This window comes from Microcoleus sp. N9_A1 (assembly GCF_036701795.1).
Taxonomy (GTDB): domain Bacteria; phylum Cyanobacteriota; class Cyanobacteriia; order Cyanobacteriales; family Microcoleaceae; genus Microcoleus.
In genome coordinates this window covers 12,052-33,400 of the sequence record NZ_JAUBRI010000071.1, presented here as the reverse complement: position 1 = coordinate 33,400, position 21,349 = coordinate 12,052, and the positions used below count along the sequence as shown (strand labels likewise).

The 21,349-nt window shown below is 43.7% G+C and carries 26 protein-coding genes; 11 read left to right on the top strand and 15 right to left on the bottom strand.

Annotated elements, in window-relative coordinates:
- Positions 1-300: 300 nt before the first annotated feature.
- On the top strand, positions 301-1,866 hold the full coding sequence (locus tag QUA58_RS25400) for a cytochrome P450 (protein WP_333396682.1): 1,566 nt from the start codon (positions 301-303) through the stop codon (positions 1,864-1,866).
- A 217-nt stretch (positions 1,867-2,083) separates the two neighbouring features.
- On the opposite strand, the gene QUA58_RS25395 is transcribed toward QUA58_RS25400, so the two are convergent.
- From QUA58_RS25395 to QUA58_RS25375, 5 genes are all read right to left on the bottom strand, one after another.
- The gene (locus QUA58_RS25395) at positions 2,084-2,293 is read right to left on the bottom strand and encodes a hypothetical protein (protein WP_333396681.1); all 210 of its coding nucleotides are present in this window, start codon (positions 2,291-2,293) and stop codon (positions 2,084-2,086) included.
- A 132-nt stretch (positions 2,294-2,425) separates the two neighbouring features.
- Entirely contained in the window at positions 2,426-4,816 is a 2,391-nt protein-coding gene (locus QUA58_RS25390; RefSeq protein WP_333396679.1) for a hypothetical protein, read from the bottom strand.
- A 246-nt stretch (positions 4,817-5,062) separates the two neighbouring features.
- Complete coding sequence (locus QUA58_RS25385; RefSeq protein ID WP_333396677.1) at positions 5,063-5,449, bottom strand: type II toxin-antitoxin system VapC family toxin; 387 nt, start codon at positions 5,447-5,449, stop codon at positions 5,063-5,065.
- Positions 5,446-5,673: a type II toxin-antitoxin system VapB family antitoxin gene (vapB, locus tag QUA58_RS25380; protein ID WP_333396674.1), complete on the bottom strand. Its 228-nt coding sequence runs from the start codon at positions 5,671-5,673 to the stop codon at positions 5,446-5,448. Before vapB ends, QUA58_RS25385 begins: the two co-directional genes overlap by 4 nt.
- A gap of 53 nt (positions 5,674-5,726) precedes the next feature.
- On the bottom strand, positions 5,727-5,891 hold the full coding sequence (locus QUA58_RS25375; protein WP_333396672.1) for a hypothetical protein: 165 nt from the start codon (positions 5,889-5,891) through the stop codon (positions 5,727-5,729).
- Here QUA58_RS25375 and nadC point away from each other — a divergent pair.
- Positions 5,890-6,747 carry a carboxylating nicotinate-nucleotide diphosphorylase gene (nadC, locus tag QUA58_RS25370; RefSeq protein ID WP_333396670.1) on the top strand — a complete coding sequence of 286 codons (858 nt, stop codon included), beginning with the start codon at positions 5,890-5,892 and terminating at the stop codon, positions 6,745-6,747. The genes QUA58_RS25375 and nadC overlap by 2 nt on opposite strands.
- A 235-nt stretch (positions 6,748-6,982) precedes the next feature.
- On the opposite strand, the gene QUA58_RS25365 is transcribed toward nadC, so the two are convergent.
- Entirely contained in the window at positions 6,983-8,011 is a 1,029-nt protein-coding gene (locus QUA58_RS25365; protein WP_333251798.1) for a C39 family peptidase, read from the bottom strand.
- Between the two features lie 464 nt (positions 8,012-8,475).
- On the bottom strand, positions 8,476-9,804 hold the full coding sequence (locus QUA58_RS25360; RefSeq protein ID WP_333396668.1) for a pitrilysin family protein: 1,329 nt from the start codon (positions 9,802-9,804) through the stop codon (positions 8,476-8,478).
- Positions 9,805-10,025: 221 nt separating this feature from the next.
- Here QUA58_RS25360 and QUA58_RS25355 point away from each other — a divergent pair, with 221 nt between their 5' ends.
- From QUA58_RS25355 to QUA58_RS25340, 4 genes are all read left to right on the top strand, one after another.
- Positions 10,026-10,898, top strand: a complete 873-nt coding sequence (locus QUA58_RS25355) for an ABC transporter permease (RefSeq protein ID WP_333251796.1) — start codon at positions 10,026-10,028, stop codon at positions 10,896-10,898.
- A 361-nt stretch (positions 10,899-11,259) separates the two neighbouring features.
- Positions 11,260-11,469 (top strand): DUF2997 domain-containing protein, encoded by a 210-nt coding sequence (locus tag QUA58_RS25350; RefSeq protein WP_332966526.1) that lies wholly within the window; start codon positions 11,260-11,262, stop codon positions 11,467-11,469.
- A 41-nt stretch (positions 11,470-11,510) separates the two neighbouring features.
- Entirely contained in the window at positions 11,511-11,897 is a 387-nt protein-coding gene (locus QUA58_RS25345) for a DUF1257 domain-containing protein (protein WP_193974477.1), read from the top strand.
- A gap of 148 nt (positions 11,898-12,045) precedes the next feature.
- Positions 12,046-12,513 (top strand): ferredoxin, encoded by a 468-nt coding sequence (locus QUA58_RS25340; protein ID WP_333088695.1) that lies wholly within the window; start codon positions 12,046-12,048, stop codon positions 12,511-12,513.
- Positions 12,514-12,590: 77 nt separating this feature from the next.
- Here QUA58_RS25340 and QUA58_RS25335 read toward each other — a convergent pair whose 3' ends face one another.
- From QUA58_RS25335 to QUA58_RS25300, 8 genes are all read right to left on the bottom strand, one after another.
- Positions 12,591-12,872 carry a YiaA/YiaB family inner membrane protein gene (locus tag QUA58_RS25335; RefSeq protein ID WP_333088697.1) on the bottom strand — a complete coding sequence of 94 codons (282 nt, stop codon included), beginning with the start codon at positions 12,870-12,872 and terminating at the stop codon, positions 12,591-12,593.
- Between the two features lie 221 nt (positions 12,873-13,093).
- Positions 13,094-13,516 (bottom strand): PIN-like domain-containing protein, encoded by a 423-nt coding sequence (locus QUA58_RS25330; RefSeq protein ID WP_333251795.1) that lies wholly within the window; start codon positions 13,514-13,516, stop codon positions 13,094-13,096.
- Entirely contained in the window at positions 13,513-14,235 is a 723-nt protein-coding gene (locus tag QUA58_RS25325) for a DUF433 domain-containing protein (protein WP_333396665.1), read from the bottom strand. Before QUA58_RS25325 ends, QUA58_RS25330 begins: the two co-directional genes overlap by 4 nt.
- 145 nt (positions 14,236-14,380) lie before the next feature.
- The gene (locus QUA58_RS25320) at positions 14,381-15,460 is read right to left on the bottom strand and encodes a hypothetical protein (protein ID WP_333396663.1); all 1,080 of its coding nucleotides are present in this window, start codon (positions 15,458-15,460) and stop codon (positions 14,381-14,383) included.
- Positions 15,461-15,531: 71 nt separating this feature from the next.
- Positions 15,532-16,509 (bottom strand): hypothetical protein, encoded by a 978-nt coding sequence (locus QUA58_RS25315; RefSeq protein ID WP_333194768.1) that lies wholly within the window; start codon positions 16,507-16,509, stop codon positions 15,532-15,534.
- A gap of 57 nt (positions 16,510-16,566) precedes the next feature.
- Positions 16,567-16,935 carry a hypothetical protein gene (locus QUA58_RS25310; RefSeq protein WP_333396660.1) on the bottom strand — a complete coding sequence of 123 codons (369 nt, stop codon included), beginning with the start codon at positions 16,933-16,935 and terminating at the stop codon, positions 16,567-16,569.
- 61 nt (positions 16,936-16,996) lie between these two features.
- Entirely contained in the window at positions 16,997-17,698 is a 702-nt protein-coding gene (locus QUA58_RS25305) for a hypothetical protein (RefSeq protein ID WP_333396658.1), read from the bottom strand.
- Between the two features lie 208 nt (positions 17,699-17,906).
- A complete protein-coding gene (locus QUA58_RS25300) occupies positions 17,907-18,173 on the bottom strand; it encodes a hypothetical protein (RefSeq protein ID WP_332966511.1) in 267 nt (88 codons plus the stop codon).
- Positions 18,174-18,425: 252 nt separating this feature from the next.
- Between QUA58_RS25300 and QUA58_RS25295 the strand changes: the two genes are divergently transcribed.
- The 5 genes from QUA58_RS25295 to QUA58_RS25275 all read left to right on the top strand — a co-directional run bounded on the left by QUA58_RS25295 (position 18,426) and on the right by QUA58_RS25275 (position 21,251).
- Complete coding sequence (locus QUA58_RS25295; protein WP_293262723.1) at positions 18,426-18,749, top strand: helix-turn-helix domain-containing protein; 324 nt, start codon at positions 18,426-18,428, stop codon at positions 18,747-18,749.
- A gap of 15 nt (positions 18,750-18,764) precedes the next feature.
- Positions 18,765-19,454: an ImmA/IrrE family metallo-endopeptidase gene (locus tag QUA58_RS25290; RefSeq protein WP_333251790.1), complete on the top strand. Its 690-nt coding sequence runs from the start codon at positions 18,765-18,767 to the stop codon at positions 19,452-19,454.
- Positions 19,455-19,516: 62 nt separating this feature from the next.
- Positions 19,517-19,756 (top strand): polymorphic toxin type 33 domain-containing protein, encoded by a 240-nt coding sequence (locus tag QUA58_RS25285; protein ID WP_333251840.1) that lies wholly within the window; start codon positions 19,517-19,519, stop codon positions 19,754-19,756.
- Positions 19,757-19,779: 23 nt separating this feature from the next.
- The gene (locus QUA58_RS25280) at positions 19,780-20,211 is read left to right on the top strand and encodes a DUF4279 domain-containing protein (RefSeq protein WP_333251789.1); all 432 of its coding nucleotides are present in this window, start codon (positions 19,780-19,782) and stop codon (positions 20,209-20,211) included.
- 188 nt (positions 20,212-20,399) lie between these two features.
- Positions 20,400-21,251 (top strand): YheC/YheD family protein, encoded by an 852-nt coding sequence (locus tag QUA58_RS25275; RefSeq protein WP_333251788.1) that lies wholly within the window; start codon positions 20,400-20,402, stop codon positions 21,249-21,251.
- Positions 21,252-21,349 lie beyond the last annotated feature (98 nt).

The following is a 21,349-nucleotide window of genomic DNA, read 5'->3' as shown; positions in this document are numbered from 1 at the left end:
AAAATAGCTCAGTGCCAGGTTAATCATAAATTAAAGCTCTTTTCCCGCAACAACGGAAAAGGGCTTTAGTTTTTTGGGGAGTTACAGATGTTTATAATATGACAAGTGCGTAAGTCCAGAGCTTGTTGCGTATTTGAAGACGAGTACGAATTATCCCAGGCCATCATTAAAGGAGTTAATGCTAGAGCCAAATCAGGCAATTACCAAGTCGAACGTTTTATATTTAATTAGGTTGACTTACTTAATCTCCATTTCAAGGTAGTATATGGGTAATAAAAAACTATCGACTTTGGCAGATTTATGTTTCAAAGCATTACTTATCAAATAAATGGTTCTTCTTCCTTCTTGTCATATTTAGTAATAGTATTAGGCTTTACTAGCATAGCGTCTATACTGAGTTGGCGATGGTGGAAAGGAAAGGAAACGTATAAATCGCTACAATCACTCCCTTCGCCTCCCCAATATTGGGTGTTAGGAAATCTGCCACAAGTATTAGCAGCAGTAAAACAGAAGAAATTATTTCAGCTATTTTTTGATTGGAGCCAGCAGCTAGGCCCGATGTACGTCATCTGGAATGGCAGGACTCCATCTGTGATTTTAAGTAAACCAAAAGTAATTGAAGATACCATTATCAATGGGATGAGAGATGGTAGCTTAATTAGATCCCAGCAAGTACGTCAAGCATGGAACGATATCAGCGGTTCTATTATGCTCGGAGAAACTGCAACGGAGTGGCAGTGGCGACGCCAGGCTTGGAATCCAGAATTTAGTTCCAGCAATATTTCCAAATATCTGGAAATAATTAGCGAAGCTTGCGAACAAGTCATTGAGACACTGAAACAAGTTGCCCCCCCAAAAGAGGTGGAGGTAGATCCTGTGTTTGTGGAACTAACAATGAGGGTGATTTCCTCTTTTGTACTAGGTATTCCTGTAGATAGAAATAGTACCAGTCAGGAAGGTTCCCCCCTGGAAGTTAGCAAGGTGTACGAAGCGATGTCTATTGTAGGCTATCGTTTCCTGCGACAAGCTACGGGGGAGAAAAGATGGATGAAATATTTGCCAACTCAGAATTCACGGGATTATTGGGCAGCAAGGCGATATTTAACGGAATTCCTTACTCCCCGCGTAGACTTAGCTTTACAGATGAGAGAACAAAATCCAACTGATTTCCCACAAGTCAGTAGTTTGTTTAGGGAATCAATGTTAGTCAAAATCGCGGCTAAAGAACCAAAATATGACCGCGAAACCTTAATATCAGAATCGATTGAACTATTAATAGCTGGGACTGACACCACAGCCCATACTTTATCCTTTGCAGTTGGCGAATTGAGCTTAAATCAAAGAGTATTTCAACAAGCACGAGATATCGTTGACCAAGCTTGGCAAAAACAAAGTGGGATTAACCTAAAAAACCTCAAAGAATTGGCTTATATTCGTGCCATTATCAAAGAAACACTGCGCCTTTATTCAGTTGCCTCTGGCTCAAGTCCATTGGAGGCTCAACGGGATACTCTAATTGAGGGTACAGTGATTCCGCGTGGGACAAAAGTATCCTGGTCAATGCTTGCAGCCGGAAGAGATCCAGAAGTTTATGCTAACCCAGAGGAATTTCTGCCCGAACGTTGGCTAGACAAGAATAAGGAAACAAGTTCACTGCCAATGATAGACTTTGGCTCAGGGTCGCATCGTTGCTTAGGAGAGCATCTATCAATGCTGGAAGGAACAATGATGTTAGCATTATTGGTGCGCCACTTCGATTGGGAGTTAGTCAACGGTCGTTCTTCTCTAGAAGAATTACAGCAAAACCTGTTAATTTATCCGTCAGATCGAATGCCAATACGCTTTCGAGGGAGAAACGGAGCCTAAACCTTTTACACACCGCAATTTTTAGGAATATACAAGATAGCCCGATTAGTGCTCTTCTGTCACTCTAAGCATAGGAAAATAGCTAATCAGGGGTAAAATTCGTTTAAGTAATAGGAATGGGAAAGAAATCAGCCTAGGAAATCCCAAAGATAATTGCGGAATCGGAAACATCTTCAACCAGCTTTGGATGATATTGAAGTAGATACAGAATATTCCATTATATGCGGTACACACAATTTGGTTGTAAGTAGCGATCGACTTCCTCGAACCATTTTGCCCAACCTTTGGCAATATCGTCTGGAAGTTTGGGTTCAGCTATTCTATTTTGGTGCTTGTGCATCACAAAGTCGATAAAGTCGCTGACTTCTGGCAAACATGATTCGGGAAGTTGCTGCAATTTGGCGATCGCAATATCAGGAATAGTCATAATAATTGCCCATTCCAGTCGTTTTTATTTTAATACAATCATAACAAGCGATCGCCCTTAATTTTAGCAGTCAATAGTGGGCGATCGCCTGCCGCCTTTCTCATAGCCAGAATCGCGGGCAAAAGTTGCTGCCTAAACTGTGCTATATTTTTGGCTAATTTGTCGAAGCAATTTAGTGAAATTGTCCTTGTCAGATTCAGTTAAAAACCTATCTACTACCTCTTTTAACCTAGACAAGTCATTGGTATAGTTCTTGTCAGATAGCTGTGACACTAATTGCGACGAGAAAAATTTTACTAAATCAGGTTCATTAGATAAGACATCTACAACCTCTTTCAACTTAGACAAGTTCTGACTGGACTTCTCGTCTGATAAAATAGCTACTGCATTTTTTAATTTTGGCAACGTGTTTTTATACTTCTCATTAGAAACCAGATCCGATAAGTTTTTGTCACTCCCCACAATAGTTACTAACTCTTGCAACTTAGATAAATTGGTAGAGTATTTCTCGTCTGACAAAATATCTACTACCGTTTTCAACTTAGACAACTCCTGTTTCTGCTTCACGTCAGATAGCAGTGAAGTTAATTTGCTTTCCGCCTTGACAAATTTTGCTAAGTTTTCATAGTTAATGGTCTGAGCATCTGAAAGAATTATTTTCCAAGCCATTTTTGCGTTTGTAAATACAACCCCCTCTTTTGCATCTTTAAAAACACTGTTGTCTATCAAAGCGATTACTTTTTCTCCATAGTCAAGAGATAGCCATGAAGACAGCGCTTTGGATAGTTTATCTAATGGAATATTAGGAGCAGAAAATCCATCTTTAATAATATATTTTGGACTTACCTTATTTTGTGAAAAAAATTCTCCCCAATAACCGGGAATTATATCTTCAGTATAGGTGTAGGTTCGAGTTTCTAACTGGTGCAGCATGGATGAATCGCGAGTCTTTACAGATTTGCGAAATGACCAAATTCCAATTGCTACACCCCCTGCAACAACAGCAGTACCGCCCGTGATTAAACCGAGTCCCCCAAGAGCCGAAATAGTGGCAGTGATAGCAGCAGCACCGGACAATGTACCGGCTACTTCCAAAGCAGTCGCAACAGTCCAAGCAGCTAAAACAGTTGCAGTACCGGCGATTGTTCCTGTACCAATTGCAATTCCCAGATTTTTTTGGTCTTCGCTATCCATTTCTGAAACTAACGCAATAGACAGCACTCCTGCGGCTCCCAATAGCGCGGCTCCTCCTGTTACTACTGCTAAACCACCCAGCATTCCTAAACCACCAGCCGCGACAGAACCACCACCTAAAAAAGCTAAAGTCGCGCTGGTTTCAGCCCCTCCTGATAAACTACTAATAGTGACACCTGTTGCTGTTTTTACTCCGATCATACTCAGTATTTTCTTAGCTACTGGAACAATTGCTGCTCCTCTTTTTTTAGCCTCCTCCATTAGTTTTTTGATTTCTTGATCAGTTGGGACAAAAGCATCGGCTTTTTCACTAGAAGCAACTTGATTCTCTAAATTGTGTTTGCTTGCTATTGAGTAAACAACTTTAGCATTTTCTGGAATTTCAGCATTACTGATGAATGAGTCTAGGGATTTTAAAGCTGCGGCCTCTTCTACTCTTTTCCCAGCACGTACCTGCTGATAAGTTGACAGGTACTTTTTCGGTTGATCGGGAGTTAATTCTTGGTTTTCCTCGATCAGTTTGACAAGAATGAAGTCCACTGTTAAGGCTGCTATATTGTTACTGGCTGGAAGGTAGTATTGTTTGATTTCTAAAGGCAGTGCCGACGCGGCAACAATTGAGTCAATATCTGTGAGCGCCTTAAAGTCAGGAACAGGTTCGCCGGCACGGACGGAGGCAAAAGTCCCTCTAATTAGTTTCTTTTCTGCCTCAGTTAGTTTAGATTGACTTAATGCCATTTCAATGGCTTGTTCAGTTCCGAGTAAGCGCGAATTGTTACTGGCGATTTGGTAACGCTCTTTAATTTTGTTGTCTAGCTTTGAGGAGGATATCACATAATCAAGCAAATCCAAGGCAATCACATCGTTAATATACTCACCATCCTCGATTTGCTCATAAACAAATTTGCATTTAGCTTTGCTTGCTTCTTCGATAAATTGCGTATTTTTGTCAATTTCTTGATAAATTTCCTCTTTTATTCCGAGTTGTCGATCGTATAAGGTATGCAAAACTACAGTAATATCTTTACCGTCTTGACCGCGCCCTTTGATGGTAATCTGTTGGCTATCTTGGGTTTTCGAGGGAATTGCTACCTGACAAGGTTCTCCAGATCGCAAAGTAAATGTTTCTTTTCCTCCGTTGCGTGCTGTTGTATAAGGAACAAAAATATGATAGTTCTCCAAGGTAGAGAAATTTTTGCCTAATCCCTCGCTATCAGCCATAGCGCTAGCTGGATCAAGCAAGTCTTTTGTCAATAAACCCAAAGTACCTAAAGCAATATAACTAAGAAAAGAGCGACGGTTGAGAGGAGAAATATTTAGGTGAGTCATAACTGAGTATTTGTAGCTTGAATGTAGTTTTTAGGCGAAATAATCAAATCCGAACTCTAATTTATCAAGTTCGTTACTTCCAAATTTACTAGCAAACTTACCCTTAGCCCTAGTGGCCCACCCCAAAGCCTCTGCTTGCTCATAAATCAGATGAGCTTGTTTCGGCGCTAATTTTCCTTGCGACAAAGCAAACTCACTCTATTAAATCAGCGACACCCAACTTTGTCAACATGATACCCGCCACAGCTATGACCATAACCGCTGAAGGTAATAGGCATCAAAAGCCACATCGCGACTAACCAAAACAAGGGAATGATTAATCGCCTGTGCCACCAGAATGCGATCGAAAGGATCTCGATGATGCAGGGGTAAATAACGGAATTGAACCGTATCGGCAAATGTAACAGGAAGAATCGTTATACCCGCAGCAATGAGTTGAGGTTCAATGTCTTCAAAATTGCCCTGTAAGGGGAGTTTTCCAATATTGAGCTTTATTGCCATCTCCCAAAGACTTGCAATGCTCAAGAAAACATCGTCGGCAGATTCAATTTTATCTCTAGTTGACACAGGGAGATTGGTATCATTAGATACAAACCATATCAAAGCATGAGTATCCAATAGTAATCTATTCATTCCATGTATTCCTTCATATCCTCAAGCGGCTCATCAAAGTCATCAGGTAGCGGTAGAAGAAACATTCCTTTCATTGTTCCGGCAACTCGACGCTTCTTTGTCGGCTTTTCTTGAGTTGAGTTTTTAGCCTGCTTTTCGATCAAAAACTCAATATAATGAAGCACTTCTGTCTGAAGAGACTCAGGGAGTTCTGCTAATTTTTCTAAAATGACTGGCTGTATCATGGTTTCTGCTCGCGCTCGCCCTATCTATTCCATTAAAGCACCAACACCCAATGTCAGCAACAGAATACCCCATCATCTAGCCCGATCGCCCCCGCATCCCAAATCCCGCTCGCCACACGAACACTGACACCATCATTATTTTGCAAATTGCCTAAAATCGCCCGATCGACTATTCTTCCTAGTAGATATGATCTTGATATAACAACCAACAAAAACATGACAGCAATATTACCGCCTTGGATAGTTTTAGACTCCCTATTGCACAACTGGCTACTAGAAGATATCGGTAGGGGCGATCGCACAACATCGGCTTTATTCCCCGCAGCGAGCATCCAGGGTACTGCAAAATGGATTGTCAAAGAAGCTGGAGTCATTGCCGGATTGCCAATTGCCGATCGCACATTTAAACTTTTAGACAGCAGCCTCAGTTTCATCCCCCAAGTACCGGAAGGGAAACTGTGCGAAAAAGGAGAAGTAATTGCCGAGATTTCCGGCAATTTCGACGCCCTGCTAACGGGAGAAAGAGTAGCATTAAACTTGGCAATGCGTTTGAGCGGCATCGCTACTTTAACTCAGAAATATGTTGACAAAATTGCCGATTTACCCGTGCAATTGGTGGATACGCGCAAGACAACGCCCGGGTTGAGATTGTTGGAAAAATACGCAACTCAAGTCGGCGGCGCTTGCAATCATCGGATGGGATTGGATGACGCAGTGATGATTAAAGACAATCATATCGCGGCGGCTGGCGGAATTGCTGAGGCGATCGCCCGTATTCGCAATTCGATTCCCTATCCGCTGACAATCGAAGTTGAAACCGAAACTTTGGCTGAAGTAGAAACGGCTTTGCAGCACAAAGCTGATATTATCATGTTGGATAATATGTCTTATGATTTGATGCGGCAGGCTGTGGCAATAATTCGCGAAAAGAGCGATCGGGTAAAAATCGAAGCTTCCGGCAATGTTACTTTAGACACAATTAGGAGTGTAGCCGAAACCGGAGTTGATTATATTTCAACCAGTGCTCCAATTACGCGATCGACTTGGCTGGATTTGAGCATGAAAATCAGTTGACAGTTGACAGTTGACAGTTGGAGCATCTCAGTTTTGCATTTATAGTGCTGTCCCCGATCGCGTATTGTACAACTCGCGAGTTATTAAGCTCGCACTATAATAAAACAAATGCTTTTTATAAGAATGAGATGCTCTCGTTTACATTTGTCAACTATCAACTATCAACTGTCAACTATCAACTGTCAACTATCAACTGTCAACTATCAACTGTCAACTGTCAACTGACTCTTAACAATTACTTCGAGATAAAATGAACCCAAAAATTACCGTCAGGCATACAGAGGCTGCGGATTAAGCGATAATTATAGTGCAAGTAAGCACCGCTGACACTTGTATCGTAGCCACTTCGGAACCACTCACCATAGGGATCGTGGACGAAGAATCCCTCGCTGTCGTAGCCTGATGCAACTATAATGTGACCGAAAGACGTGAAGTATCCATGGATGACAGCGGGATTTCCGCTGGCTAGCCAATCTTGAATGTCATCAATAGTTGCATTCTCGGTAAAGAAATCTTGAGCGCCGTAATCTCTAACAATCTTTGCTAAATCGTAGGGGTCCCAGCGACTATAACCTTTGGCGATCGCATATTCGTAGAGTTCGTCTTCATATTGCCCGGTTTGTTTGCGCCGTGGCACCCTCAAAAAGTCCATACACATCGCTAATGAAGTTACATTGCAAGAACCTGTAGGATTATTCAAGTTATCCATTTGCGATAGATAAGGAATGCCAAGCCTGACAGTTGGGGGATTCGGTTTGGGAAAAAACAGAACGCCGTCTTGAGTAATTTGAGCGTGTGCTCCGAAAACATACCAAATCCCTGAATCTTTGAAAGACTCGTTGCGGAGAGCAACTCTGATGTGACCGCGAGCCGGAGCAAAAGCCAAGATCTCAAACTCTTTTCCGGCTGGTATTACTTGTTTTTCCGAGTCCTGAATTTGAGAAGACGCCAGCGGTTTTGATTTAAAAATCGTGTCTCTGAGCGTTTTCAGGATCAGGGGATGTGTGGGAATCTCCTCTGGTTTGGTTTCAATCAGCTTTTTGGCTGTGACTGCTCCCAAAAAACCCGGTTCGCCGCACTTCATCAGAGTTTGAAATCGGTGGAGGGTGGCGGTAGAGAGAGGGCCAAAAATTCCGTCTACGGGAGGTTTCAGTAAGCCCAGGTCAATGAGGCGGCTTTGAATTTGGCCACTGAGTTCGTCGTCTGCAGCAATTGCTTTGGCATCGTACCTAATTTTTGAGTTGAGAAAGTTTTGTAATTTCATGCTTGAGTGCCCCTGTCAATCGATTTGAGATTTGAGATTTACGAGCGCCGAGCAATCTGGTTTCCCCTAGACTAAATTGCTGGCTCGTCAATAATTCCCAGTTTATCGTCTCATGAAATTACGGTAATTTTGTCGCTCAATCGATTTTAGATTTTAGATTTTAGATTTTAGAATTACGATCGCCGATCAATCTGGTTTCCCTAGACTAAATTGCTGGCTCGTCAATAATTCCCAGTTTATTGTTTCATAAAATTAGGGTAATTTTGCCGATCGTCCGTACCTTAAAGGCTTCATATTAATGATTTGATACAAAACCTTCAAGGCGAGAACCGATCGAATTTCACGCACTATTGACTAAAAATCCCTGGTATCCGTTGACATTGTTTCGGCAGAATGCCGAAGGCCGTTGGATGCCTCAAAACCAGAGGGAGGGAAGAATTCCCCTGTTGAGGCGATCGTCGGATTTATGCTTCGTCCGGGCGAATTACCACAACACCCATTGCGTCGGGAGACAGATATTTGACGGCGGCTTCTCGGAGATCCTCGGCAGTCTGAGCTTGGATGCAGGCGGCATAGTTGAGGGCGGGAGCGATATCTCCTACCATCGACTGATAGTAACCGTACAAACTTGCTCGATCGCTCGGAATTTCGTTACCGAAGATAAACCGATTTGCTACTTGAGTGCGGATGCGGGAAATTTCGGCATCTGTCACCAGTTCGGTTTGGAGAGTGCGGATGTGTTGGACGATCGCAGCTTCCACTGCTGCCAAGTTTTCTGTTGCTAGTTGAGCGGAAATCGAGAATACGCCGCCGAGTCGCTGAGTCATGTTGCTGACCGAAATTGACGAGACTAGCCCTTTTTCTTCGCGCAAATCATGAACCAAGCGAGTTGTGCGGCCGTGACCCAATATTGTCGCCAAAACGTCGAGGGCATAAGTTTCTGACATTTCCATGAAACCTGGCACTCGCCACATCACGATCAGTCGGGCTTGCTGAAGGGCAGAGTCTACAAATTCGCGGCGGACTGTTTCTGTAAAGGGCGATTCTTGGCCGTAGTTCAGGATTTGGGGTTCTGGGTGAAATTTGCCGACAGCAGGCACATTTATTTTGTTGTTTTGTGCTGTGCTTTTTGCTGCAAAACTCTCTGCGACAATTTCTATTAGTTGATCGACTGGCAAATTGCCTACAGCTACGGCTGTCATGGCTCCTGGGTGATATCTGCTGCTGTGGAAATCCCGCATTTGTTGCGCTGTCAACTGTTCGATGACGGAAGTCGGGCCGAGTACCGGTCGCTTGTAGGGCAAGACTTCAAAGGCTAATTGCATCGATCGCTGATAGGTGCGGCGACGGGGATTGTCTTCCGATCGTCTGATTTCTTCCAATACTACCAGCCGTTCGCGATCGAAGGCATCGTCTGGAATGCTGGCGTTGAGCAACACATCGACTTGCAGGGGGGCTAGTTCGGCAAAATCTTTAGGGGCTGTGGTGATGTAATAGTTAGTGTAATCTTGGCTGGTGGCAGCATTGGTGACAGCGCCGCGTTCTTCGATCGCCCGTTCAAATTCTCCACTCTGAATGCTGGGAGTTCCCTTAAAAATCATGTGTTCTAAAAAGTGAGCCATGCCGTTGATTTCGTCGGATTCGACGGCTGAGCCTAAATTCATCCACACGCTGAGGTTGACGGCATCAACTGGTAAGTGTTCGGCTATAACTGTGAGGCCGTTGGGGAAATGGCGCACTGTTGGAGCGTTCAGGGGCGATCGAGCTGAGGTTTTGAGTAGGGTTGATGTCATTGTGCTCTTAAATTTATCTTGTTCTCTATATCTTAAAGGGTCTTTAAGGAAGAGCTCAGGCATTGGTCATTTGGGGCGAAAAATGCAATGGGATATGGACGGTAATGCACCGAGTTTTTGGTCTCCCTGGAGCAAGTCCTGTTAACGTATTTCTGCGATCGCGCTCGTGAATTTATCCTAGTAGTTGCCCCAGTCCTCAGTTTTTTTGGTGACAGCAAAAGATGGAAAATCGAAGATGGAATAAAAACTTAGTATTTCCACAAGCAGCTTGGCAGCGATTTTGCCGATCGACCTCCGGGAAAATCGGCTTAATTTTGACCTTAGCGCTGATTCTTTTGGCACTGTTAGCCCCTGTAATTTCCCCCTACGATGCTGCGGTCGATCGCGATTATTTGTCCAGATTAGTGGCTCCTAGTGTCAAACATTGGTTCGGCACCGACAGTTTGGGGCGAGATTTGTTGGTGCGGGTGTGGCACGGATTGGGGATATCTTTGCTTGTCAGCCTGGTTTCTGTGGCTGCGGGGTTGTTTGTCGGATCGCTGTTGGGGCTCTTTGCTGGGTATTTTCGCGGATGGGCTGAAATGGCGATCGGGATTTTGGCGGATATTTTGCTAGCCTTTCCTTCGATCTTACTGGCGATCGGCGTTGTTACCGTCACCGGGCCGAGCCTGCAAAGCGTAATTATCGCCGTCAGCCTCGTGCAAATTCCGATTTACATCCGCCTCACTCGCAGCATGGTGCTATCGCTTCGGGAACAAGAATTTGTTTTGGCTGTCAAGGCCTTGGGCGCCAGCGACTTACGGATTATTTTTCGCCACATTTTGCCGGGAAGTCTCGCGCCGCTAGTTGTACAAGCAACTCTTTCGACTGGTACAGCGACGCTAGAAGCTGCTGGTTTAGGTTTTTTGGGTTTGGGCGCACAGCCGCCGGTTCCTGAGTTGGGGACGATGCTTTCTGATGCTTTTAAGGGCGGATACGCTCTTTCTTCTCCTTGGACTATTTTGTTTCCCGGTTTGCTGATTACCTTGACTGTTCTGGGTTTCAACCTTTTGGGCGATGGCCTGCGAGACGTTTTAGACCCCAGAGAGAATTAGATGGCGAGATGGGGAATTTATACTTTTGCCTCTTACCTTCTGCCTTCTTCCCTCTGCGCCCTCTGCGCCCTCTGCGGTTCATCCCCTCTTTTTTCTGCCTTCTTCCTCAATCTCAAATCTCAAATCTCAAATTGATCGACTTGACTGATGTGCCAATGTACGCGAAACTTTACATAACACTGACGTATTGCTCCTACATATTAATAAGTTCTGTTAAGTTGTGACTCAAAACCTATCAATTAGTCAAAATTGATATAGTGGCGAGTCAGCCAACTCTCAAGAAGCGACTTCAGGAGGCATCGTACCAAGCTTGCTGGCGTCGGTGTCTGATTTCATCGTTCCTATTCAGTCAGCCCGGATTATGGAAACACTAGAATTTGTGATTTATCCAGATGGCCGCGTACAGGAAACAGTCACCGGCATTGTCGGTGCTTCCTGCGCTGAGGTAACTGCTGCTATAGAAGCCCAGCTTGGCGTGGTGCTTCATCAAGAGTCAACATCTGAATATTTCGCGCTTGCGCTCAATCAGTCAGCCGAAGCGACGGCCCAAGTGGCTTTTAGCGATTGGTAATCTTTTTTGTTGAGTTCACTTAAATTTTTTTTGGAATCACCATGTCACACTTTAGCCAAATTAAGACCCAGATCCGCAATTTGAATTCTTTGGAAGCTGCTTTAACTGATTTGGGTATCGACTGGAAGTCGGGCCCGACTGAGGTGCGCGGCTATCGCGGCCTCACCAGCACTGCTGAGGTGGTAATCGAGCAAGAAAACGGCTATGACTTAGGTTTTAGCTGGAACGGGACTGAGTATGAATTGGTGGCCGATTTGCAATTTTGGCAGCAAGCTTGGTCTGTAGACCGTTTTCTGAATAAGGTGACTCAGCGCTACGCTTACCATACTGTGGTGAATGAAAGCGCTAAGCAGGGTTTCCAAGTTTCTGAGCAAAAGCAAAATCAAGACGGTTCGATCCGCTTGGTGGTTCAGCGCTGGTGTGCTTAATAATTTACAGATTGTTCGCAGCCAGGAATGCAAGTCGTTGCTGGCGATCGGGGAAAGAAAGGACTGAAGTCTTTACTACAAACCGATTTTTGCAATTCAAGTCTCGTTCGAGTCCGCCTGGACTTATTGATTATTCTGAGGGATCTAAATGTCTGAGCTTTCTGGACTCGGAATAGATACAGCAAGCGATCGCACTGGTTTGGAGCCGGAGTTGGGCGGATTTTTGCGGGATGCGCCCGATCGCTCTGGTTTGGAACCGGAATTGGGCGGTGTGTTTCGCCAAAAAGGTGTCTATGTTGATGAGATTACCTGCATTGGCTGCAAGCACTGCGCTCATGTTGCTCGCAATACTTTCTACATTGAGCCGGATTACGGGCGATCGCGCGTAGTTCGACAAGACGGGGATTCTGAAGAGTTGATTGCTGAGGCGATCGACACTTGTCCGGTAAATTGCATTCACTGGGTTGACTACACCGAACTCAAGAATCTGGAAGAAGAACGCAAGGATCAGGTGATTCCTGTCGTTGGTTTTCCCGTAGATATGGCTACGGTTCAGGCCGGAATTCGCCAGCGCCAAAAAAATAAGGGCGATCGTCAGTTCAAAGGTAGCCATTGAAATCCCCAGATTTTCCCATCAAGCTCAACAAAAACAGCCCGCGCGGGCTGTTTTTGTATACATTCTATCATTCAAATTCATTTGAGAGGATGATGTTCCGCGAGAATTTTCTCAACTCTCGCTTCGTCGATTCTCGCAGTCAATCTTGTTGACTCATTGTTATCGCGAATGGTTTTTGCTAAAGTAAAAGACGAGCCGACAGAAAAAGTTAAACCCATACCCATAAAAGCCTTTTGCCAAGGATCTACCTGTAAATAAATCACACCAACAGTAGTTGCAGAAATGGCAACAATAAAAGAAACCCAGCACTGAAGAATCCAAGCATTAGTATCTTTTTGACGTATGATTTGTTGTGACATAATCTTTAAGCCCCAAATATATTTTTTGGTTGATTAACTTATACAATAATGAGCGTGAATGAAGCAGTCAGGAGAACAAAGGACAGTTTCTAGAAGTGCACAGGGCGATCGGGCTTTTGATTAAAAACTACAACCCTGTAGATAGGTTTTCATACTCTTTGAGCCTGGAAGGGAGTAGACAGTTTATAAACTGGACTAATCGAGATTAACTTTGAGATGATTTACTCACTGGTTTTAGGGAGGATTCTCAAAAGTTCCTTTTGGTTTTTGCAGGGCTTTACCAAACCAGACTGGTACACCTTAGCAATAAAAGGTGCTTGATTCCCCCGAATAAATCGTTGCATATTTTCTAAGGCATTTACAAAAGCTTGTGCCACTACAACTCCAGAAACATCGCTACCCACAAATGCAAACAGCCGTACATTACCTTGAGCCACAGCCAATAACTCCAAAGGACGGCTAGCAATTTTCTTGTCCTTTGTAAGTACAACCCAATTGCTTTCTCCAACTATCCTCAGCCAATCCTCATCCTTGACATCTTGCTTAAAACGATCGTCATGAATTTCTACTGTCGCCCCCGCATTTCGTAACGAATCTGCCAGTTTTGTTCCTAAACATCGATCGATGAAAAATATCTCATTCATGCTACTAGCGGAAGTTCGCAGCGAATACCTTCCTCTATTTGGAGCCGATCGCAATTATAGTCCTCAGCAAGTTCATCTATGGAATCACCCGCTTTGTAACGTTCTGCCAGCATAGCTGTGGGAATGCCAGTTCCAGCCAAAACAGGGCGGCCAAAGGAGATTCTGGGGTCAATCATCACTGTTTTAGGTTCGTCGGAACCTGGTAGCTTCGTGAAAGGGAAGAGTTTGATAGGTAATCCAGCTTCATCTCGTACAATGCGATCGAAATAAATGTCTAGAATCTGCCTCGCTTCCGGTTCCCTGCCGGAGGCTGCAAGCTTCTGTCCGCATCTCTCAAACAAAAGAGCAATTCCCTCGACTTGAAACTCAATTCGAGCGTATAAGTGAGGAGTAGAAAAATTACGGTTGACACATTTGAGAGTGGTGCTAAGTTGTTTTCGGGAGAAGCCAGTAGCCTTAACAATAGCAATCAACACATGAGCCTCTACCAAATTGGTAAAAGAAAGTAGTCTAGTTTTGGACTGGGGCAGCAGTTCAAGATTATGGTGTTGAGGTAACTCAATCAACGGCTCAAAGAAGTGCTTGTCCGTTTTTGTTTGCGAGTACCAGCCAACAACCCAATGTCGCAACATATCTCTTCGCAGCCTGAGATATTGTGCTGCTTGAGGGATAGAATATATCGGAATATCCCGCAGTTCAAAGTTGTTAGTATCAAGCATAGCAGTTGTCCTAATCCTAAATACTTATATTTTTGCACAAGAAGCGGGCGATCGCAAAAATCTCTCCATTCAATACCCAGATACCCGACTTCTTCAAGAAATCGGGTATCTAAAGCAACCTAATTAACTCCTAAAAGCGCTGTATCTACTTATTTTTCTGCTGAGTCTTAGCTTGTTCGATCGCAATTTCCCTCACAGCTTGGAAAGAACTCAAATTCGACGAACCCTCAATCGCCTTCACCGCCAAATCTTGAACCTGTTTCAAAGCAGAATCAAGTTGCTGTGACAAACTAGCAAGCCGCGCATCTTGATTTTGAATAGTCTGCAACATCCCTTGAATTTGCAGTTCATAATTTTGCTTTTGTCCTTCAATATCTTTAGCCAACAAATCCGCCTTAACCTTAGCTTGATAATTGCCAATATTGCGACCAGTATCTTTCCCATTTTTGATATTAGCTTCCAATTCCTTCGGAAAAGCTTCCACCTTAGCCTTAACATCCGCAGACAAACTTTCCCGTTCCGCAATAGATTTTTCCCGTTCCGCCCACTGTTTCTCCTGTTCCTGGCGAAACTCTTCAATTTCTTGATAAAGCCTTTGCTGGCGCTGTTCGTATTCTTCGATATCAAGATTTCGCTGAAGATTCAGATCGTAATCATACAACTCCTCATCCCGGCTGCGAGCTTTTTGCTGATTATCATTACGTTCTGTAATAGTCAACTTTTGCAATTCCTGCTCTTTTTCCCAAGCCAGCCGCAGTTCCAACAACTCCTGTTCAACAGTTTCGCGCCGTTCGCTGAGTTCGTCAGTAAAAGTTTTCGCACTTTCTTCGTACTGCTGAATTAAATTATCTAGCGTATCTTCCGCAACATCTTCTAAACTGTGCAACTCTTGCAGTTGTTGAACTTCTTCCCCCACAACGCGCCGCAATTCTTCCAATTTAGTAGCTTCGGAAGTTAACTTTTCAGACAACTCGCTGACAGCGCCACCAAAGCCAAATTGCAGCAAAATCAAATTGTCGATTGTGGACTGCATTTTTTGTTGAGTTTGAGTTGAAACCATTGATTTTTGTGCCTCCACAATAAGTTTTTCAGGAACTGCTGCTTGCTTTGGGGAAGCATTTAGCTGTTTGATTTGCAATTCTAATGCAGCTTTTTCTTCTGCGGCTTCCTTGTACGCTTCTAAAATTTGAGCCTTGGTGCTTTTGTCGCTAACTTTTTTGTTCATAGCTTTTGATTTGTTAATAGTTGTGAATTAGGTTCGCAGTCAGGACTTCAGTCCTCACTACAAACCGAGTTTTAAGCTTTGCTCGCAAAAGCTTTCATTGCCAAATCTTGCGCTTGCTTCATCGTAGCTTGCAGTTGCGCGGAAATCTCAGCAATTTGTTCAGTTTGCCGCGCAATTGTCTGCTGTAAAGATTGCACTTTCAACTCATATCCCTGCTTGCTTCCTTCCCATTCCTTGTCCGCTAAATCTGCCTTGACTTTAGCTTCGCGGGAAACTTCTTGAATAGCTTCTTCTTTGGCTTTCATGTAAGCCTGTTTGAGTTCTTCTTCAAATCCGGCGGCTTTCCTTTGATTCTCTTCAAACTCCGCTTGATTGTCGCTGAGGGCTTTTTCTCTTTCCGCCCAGTTTTTGTCTTTTTCGCGGGTAGATTCTTGCAATTGCCGTTCTAGTTTGCGCTTCGTTTCTTCGTATTCGTCGGTTTCAATTTTGCGGTCGCGCTGCAATTCGTATTGATAATCGGCTGTTTCCTGCTGGCGCTGTTTAGTTGTGAGTGCAGTTTGTTCTTGAAATGCTGCATCAAATTCTTGCTGTTCTTTTTCCCAAATCTTGCGCTTTTGGGTTGTATCTTTTTCCAATACTTCGCGCTGATTGGCGGCGTTTTGTTCGAGGAGCGTCAGTTTTTCCCGGTGCTCTTGAGTTAAAATGTGGAGAGCGTCTGCTACAACTCTAACTTGCTGCAACTCTTGCAATTGTTCGGCTTCAATTTCGATCGCCCGTTTTAATTCATCTAATTTCGCAGATTCCGCCTTCAGTTTTTCCGAAAGTCCGCTGGTGATGCTACCGAAATCTAATTGCAAGTCTGCCAAGCCTTTAACAATGCTATCAATTGTGTAGGTAGAAGCAACTTCTAGCAGTTGTTTGCTTTTGGCTTTTTCGGCTGACTGTTCCTTAGTTTCGACTTTAGATTCAATCTTTTTTTTGTCTGCTAAAATCTGCTGAAAGTTTTGCAAAATCTTGGTTTTGCTATCTTTGGCTGTTGCTAGTGTCATAAGGTTTGTTGCTCCTGATTAAAAAATTTGCAGGGTTGGTTTGTGAGACGTTTTGAGCTATTCTAAGTTCCGCAGTTGGCTGAGAATAGCTCGGTATTCTTTGGCTGCATTCGGTGGAAAGTCGGGATTATTGCTGTCTAGAGATTTGAGGATTTTTTGACAGCGATCGCACCGATTGCTTTGCCAGCATTCGCACTCCTCAACTATACTTAGAAGCGTGTTTTTTAGCAGTTGATTTTCCGAAAGCAAAGCTCGGTAATTCCGCCGGATAGATTCGGCAACTACAGTCATGTGCTGGAAGTCTTCGGTAAGACTTTCGATGTCGTTGACTGTATCATCCCGAATGCGATCGAGGATCTCGAAATTCTCTCTCAAACGGCTTTCTTGCAGGTTTGGTTTGGCTTTGATTTTAGTGACTTTTTTCATTTTACTCTTCCTGGTCACAGTTACGGAAAAGGCGCGATTTAATCGCGCCTTTTCTACACAATTAGAACAAGTCAGCAGTTGCTCTATCTTCCGCTGACGGTAGCGACATACCGCCGTTAGAATTCAAAGCAATCGCATCGCTTTCACCGCTAACGTGAGCGGCCATCAAGGACGCAACTTGTGCTGCTGGTAGGTTATCTAAACAGATCATAGCCCTGGTTCCTTCTAAGTCAATCATCCGCGATTGATTGCTGGTATCGGACAAAACTGCTGCTGCTTGATCGATAACTGCCCAGTCTTTTCGCTCGATCCACGACCATTTTAAACTGTAGTAATTGATTGGTTTTACTACTCCGCTGTCGTCTGGCTTTTGACCGGAATGTTTGACGAATTCGGGAACAAATATTCCGGTTGCAGGCTCTACGCCGCGCGATTGAACTGATGCGACTAAACGGTTAAAGTCGTTCAAGCTGCGGTTTTTGATGTATGTCACCATGACAACTCCTTGGGGGAGTTCGCCTGTTTCTGCGACGAACCAAAGTTGACCCCAAAGTGTGTGGGAAGTTTGACCGAGGGAACCGAAAAATTTGGCAAATTTGAGGATGGTGATCGAACACTTGGAACCGTAATCTGTATCGCCGATCGCCCATTGGCCGCTTTGGCAATTGTTGCGAACGGCGATCGGGATTTCTGGTACTAGCAAAGCATTGCTTGGTTTGGCTCCAAATACTGAAAATGTAGGTCTTTCTTTTGTAGTAGTCATTGTTGTTTTTCCTTGGTTATTTATTGATTTACAGACAATTGGTAATTGGTAATTGGGAATCGGTAATTGGTAATTGGGAATTGGTAATTGGTAATTGGGAATTGGTAATTGGTAATTGGGAATTGGCTAATTCTCCCCATCTCCCCCTCTCCCCATCTCCCCCTCTCCCCATCTCCCCATCTCCCCATCTCCCCCTCTACCCTTTCGATTACCGAATAAGATGTGTTGTAGCTTTTGGTTCGGGATAGGTATACTCAAGCATCGCCTCTTGTTGAGCTTTGATAATCCGCAGGGCGGTGAGCAAATGCTCTAAGGTTTCTAGGTGGGCTGGGGTGAAGTGGATGCTAAAGCCTTCGCCATCCCGCGCGTAGCCCGGACAAACCAGTGAGGCTGAGCTTTGTTCTTCGTGGGTGGCGATGTATAGCCAGTCATCGTCTTCGAGCTTGTAATGCGTGTCTGTCCAGGTTCTCAGCATTTGCTATCTGTTCCTCCTTATTGGCTGCGTACAAGGGTTTAGATCCGGGTGGCGATCGCTCCTCTCAAGTTTGCAGCGCTATATATAGCGTGTTTTTTAGATTATTTCCACTTTTTACCACAGCAGTGCGGTCAAAAGAGTTGACTAAACCGTCAACTAAATTTATAGTAACGTATGTTGATTTTCCCGTCAAGTATTTTGTTGAACTTTTCATCAAAACAGGCTAGAATGCTTGTCAGGAGGCAAAAAACCGTGGAACAAACATTTGGAAGACTGATCCGTCAAGCTCGCAAGGACAAAGCTTACTCACAACGTGAGCTAGCAGGTATGCTAAGTGTAGATTTTACTTATTTGTCGAAGTTGGAGAACGATCGCGCCGATTATGCGCCAAAAGAGGACGTAATTCGAGCATTGGCGCGGAATCTCGATATCAACGAAGAGGAATTGATTTTTTTGGCGGGGAGACTGCCTCAGCAGTACGAAGCGCTGCTGAAGCAGAATCCGAAGGAAATGCAGGCTCTTTTCCGCCGGATGCAAGAAAATCCAGATTGGCTCAAACAATCTTTTGAAGCGTAAGAGAGGCCCCTGATAGTGAGTATTTTTAAACCGTATTGCTTCTATCCCAAAGAATCGATCGAGCGTTTGGCAAATGACATCCTGATGCAGATGCAGAAAACGCAAAAGTTTGCTCCGAAATGGCCTTTTGAAGCGACGACGGTTGCTGATTTTCTGGATTTGGGCGTAGTTTGGGACTACATTGAGCCGGATGAAGAAGGTGCGATCGCCGCCAGGATTTTACCCCAGCAGCGGTTAATCGAAATCAACGAATTGATTCTCGAAAAACCGCCGGGGTTCATCGAATCGACGATCGCCCACGAAATCGGCCACTGGGTACTGCACGTCAATCAAGACGAAGCAGACGGTACTGTGGAACAGTTGGAACTCAATTTGGGCGATCGAGAAAAAACAGCGTCTGATGTCGAAGAACCGTTTGTTTGTCGGGGTGCGATCGCCAATACCAAAATTGCGTCGATCGAATGGCAAGCCCAATATTTTGCAAGCTGTTTGTTAATGCCCCGAGTTGTTTTGGAAGATAAAAGACAGGGACGCGATTTAACAAAATGGTCGCACTTATATAAAATGAGAGATGAATTGGGAGTCAGTATTTCCAACTTGACAAACCGCTTGCAAGAATTCGATTGGATTTACATTCCCAAGGGAACGCGCGAGATTTATGCCGGGAAAGATGCGGCAAACGGGCAGCAGCGGTTGTTTGGATAAAATTTGATTCAATTTGAGGTTTGAGAGAAATGTTCAAACCTCAGCTTTTTTTGGTGTAAGGAATAGCGGAAATAATATCAGGGAATAGTGCAGAAGAGCGAAACTGGAGACAAGACAAGCTGCTTACCAAGCAGGAGATTGAGAGATTGAAAACAGGAGAAATTGACATACACGAAATCAAAAACGAAGAAAATGCCTCTAAAAAAGACCTTTACAAAGACAGAGATGGAAACATATATGTCAAACCTAAAGGCGGTATGAGTCCGTGCGAACCAACAGATATAAACATTAATGATTTCTAATCATATTAAACAGGAGTTTGAGGATGGAATCAGAGATTTACGCTTATTTTGCCTTAATTGGAACTGACTTATCTCCAGAAGAGGTAACAGAAAAAGTCGGCATAAAACCAAGTAAAACTTGGAAAATTGGCGATTTAATTCACTCAAAGGCTACTATCCGCAAAAAGTACAATGGCTGGAGAGTAGATTCTCAACTTAGCAAGTCGGACGACTTAGAATCTCACATTAAATCTGTGATGGAACAACTTCAACCGGGATGGCTATCTTTGGTAGAGTTGTGTAAGCATTGTAAAGTCGAGATTTCTTGCGTCATTTATTACAGAAGTGGCAGCATCCCAGCGATTCATTTTGATAAATATATTGTTGAAAAAGTACATCAATTGAATGCGGCAATTGATGTAGATTTGTATGTTTTGCCAGAGGAGACTGCCTCGGATGAAGCAGTAGCAGCATGAGGGGTATAGGGTTGTTCTGCAAAGAGCGATCGCCCTTTTAGTCTCATTGCTTCCTCCTGTGGTACAGTATGAATGAAAAAAATCAAGGCTTACGCATGGTGGCTAGAAACCGGGTTTCTACGAGTTTTAAGAAACCGGGTTTCTGAGGTCAGGGCGCGTAAGTCCTAAAAATTTATCCTGTTCAAATTATGCTAACGAATATTGAAATCCTGCTGGCAGCTTGTGAGGAATTAAATATCCCTTGCGAAATCCTGCATCCTACCCAAAACTTGATTAGAATCAAACACGGCGGGGAAGAATATTATTTTGTCAATTACATGACGCCATTTAACAGCGCGTCAGCAGCAGAGATTTTTAAAGACAAAGAATATACCTATCAAATCTTAAACGGCAAGATAAATACTCCCAGAACTCTCGGTTTTGTCTCGCCTCACTGCGAGGAGAAGTATAAAAAATATTTAACTTTCCCAGATATTGAATCAATTGTTTTAGAAGTAAACAAAAAATTTGCTTTCCCGGTGATTCTCAAAAGAAATCGCGGTGCTGGTGGCAACAATGTTTTTTTGTGTGAAACTATAGAGCAAATTAAAGCAGCCCTAGAAATTATATTTAACGTCAACAGCAAAGATTATGACTATGTGGCGCTAGCTCAAGAATACATCGAAGTTGCTCACGAATATCGGGCTGTATTCTGCAAAGAAAAGCTAGTTTTGCTGTACGAAAAAGACAAATATCAGGCTGAATTTGCGGGGAATTTAAGCCCGCTGCACTGGGAAGGTGCAAAAGCCAAACATATAATTAATCCCGCTCTCATGTCGGAGATTGAAGATTTTGTTAAACCTGTTTTTGATGAAATGGCGATTAATTATGCGGGGCTTGACATTGCGCTAGATAAAAACGGAGTATATTGGTTGATTGAAATTAACTCAAGTCCCAATTACGATATTTTTGTGAGAGATAACGATCGCCAAATTGTCGTAACAATGTTTAAAGGTCTTCTGGAGAGCTTGATTTTTAACAAAACGCCTTATTTGAAATGAAGAGTAATATCAATTCCGGTTAAACCGCAATGATATAGAGGAGACGGCAATGCCGTGTCCCTACCCAAAATATTGTAGGGACACGGCACTGCCGTCTC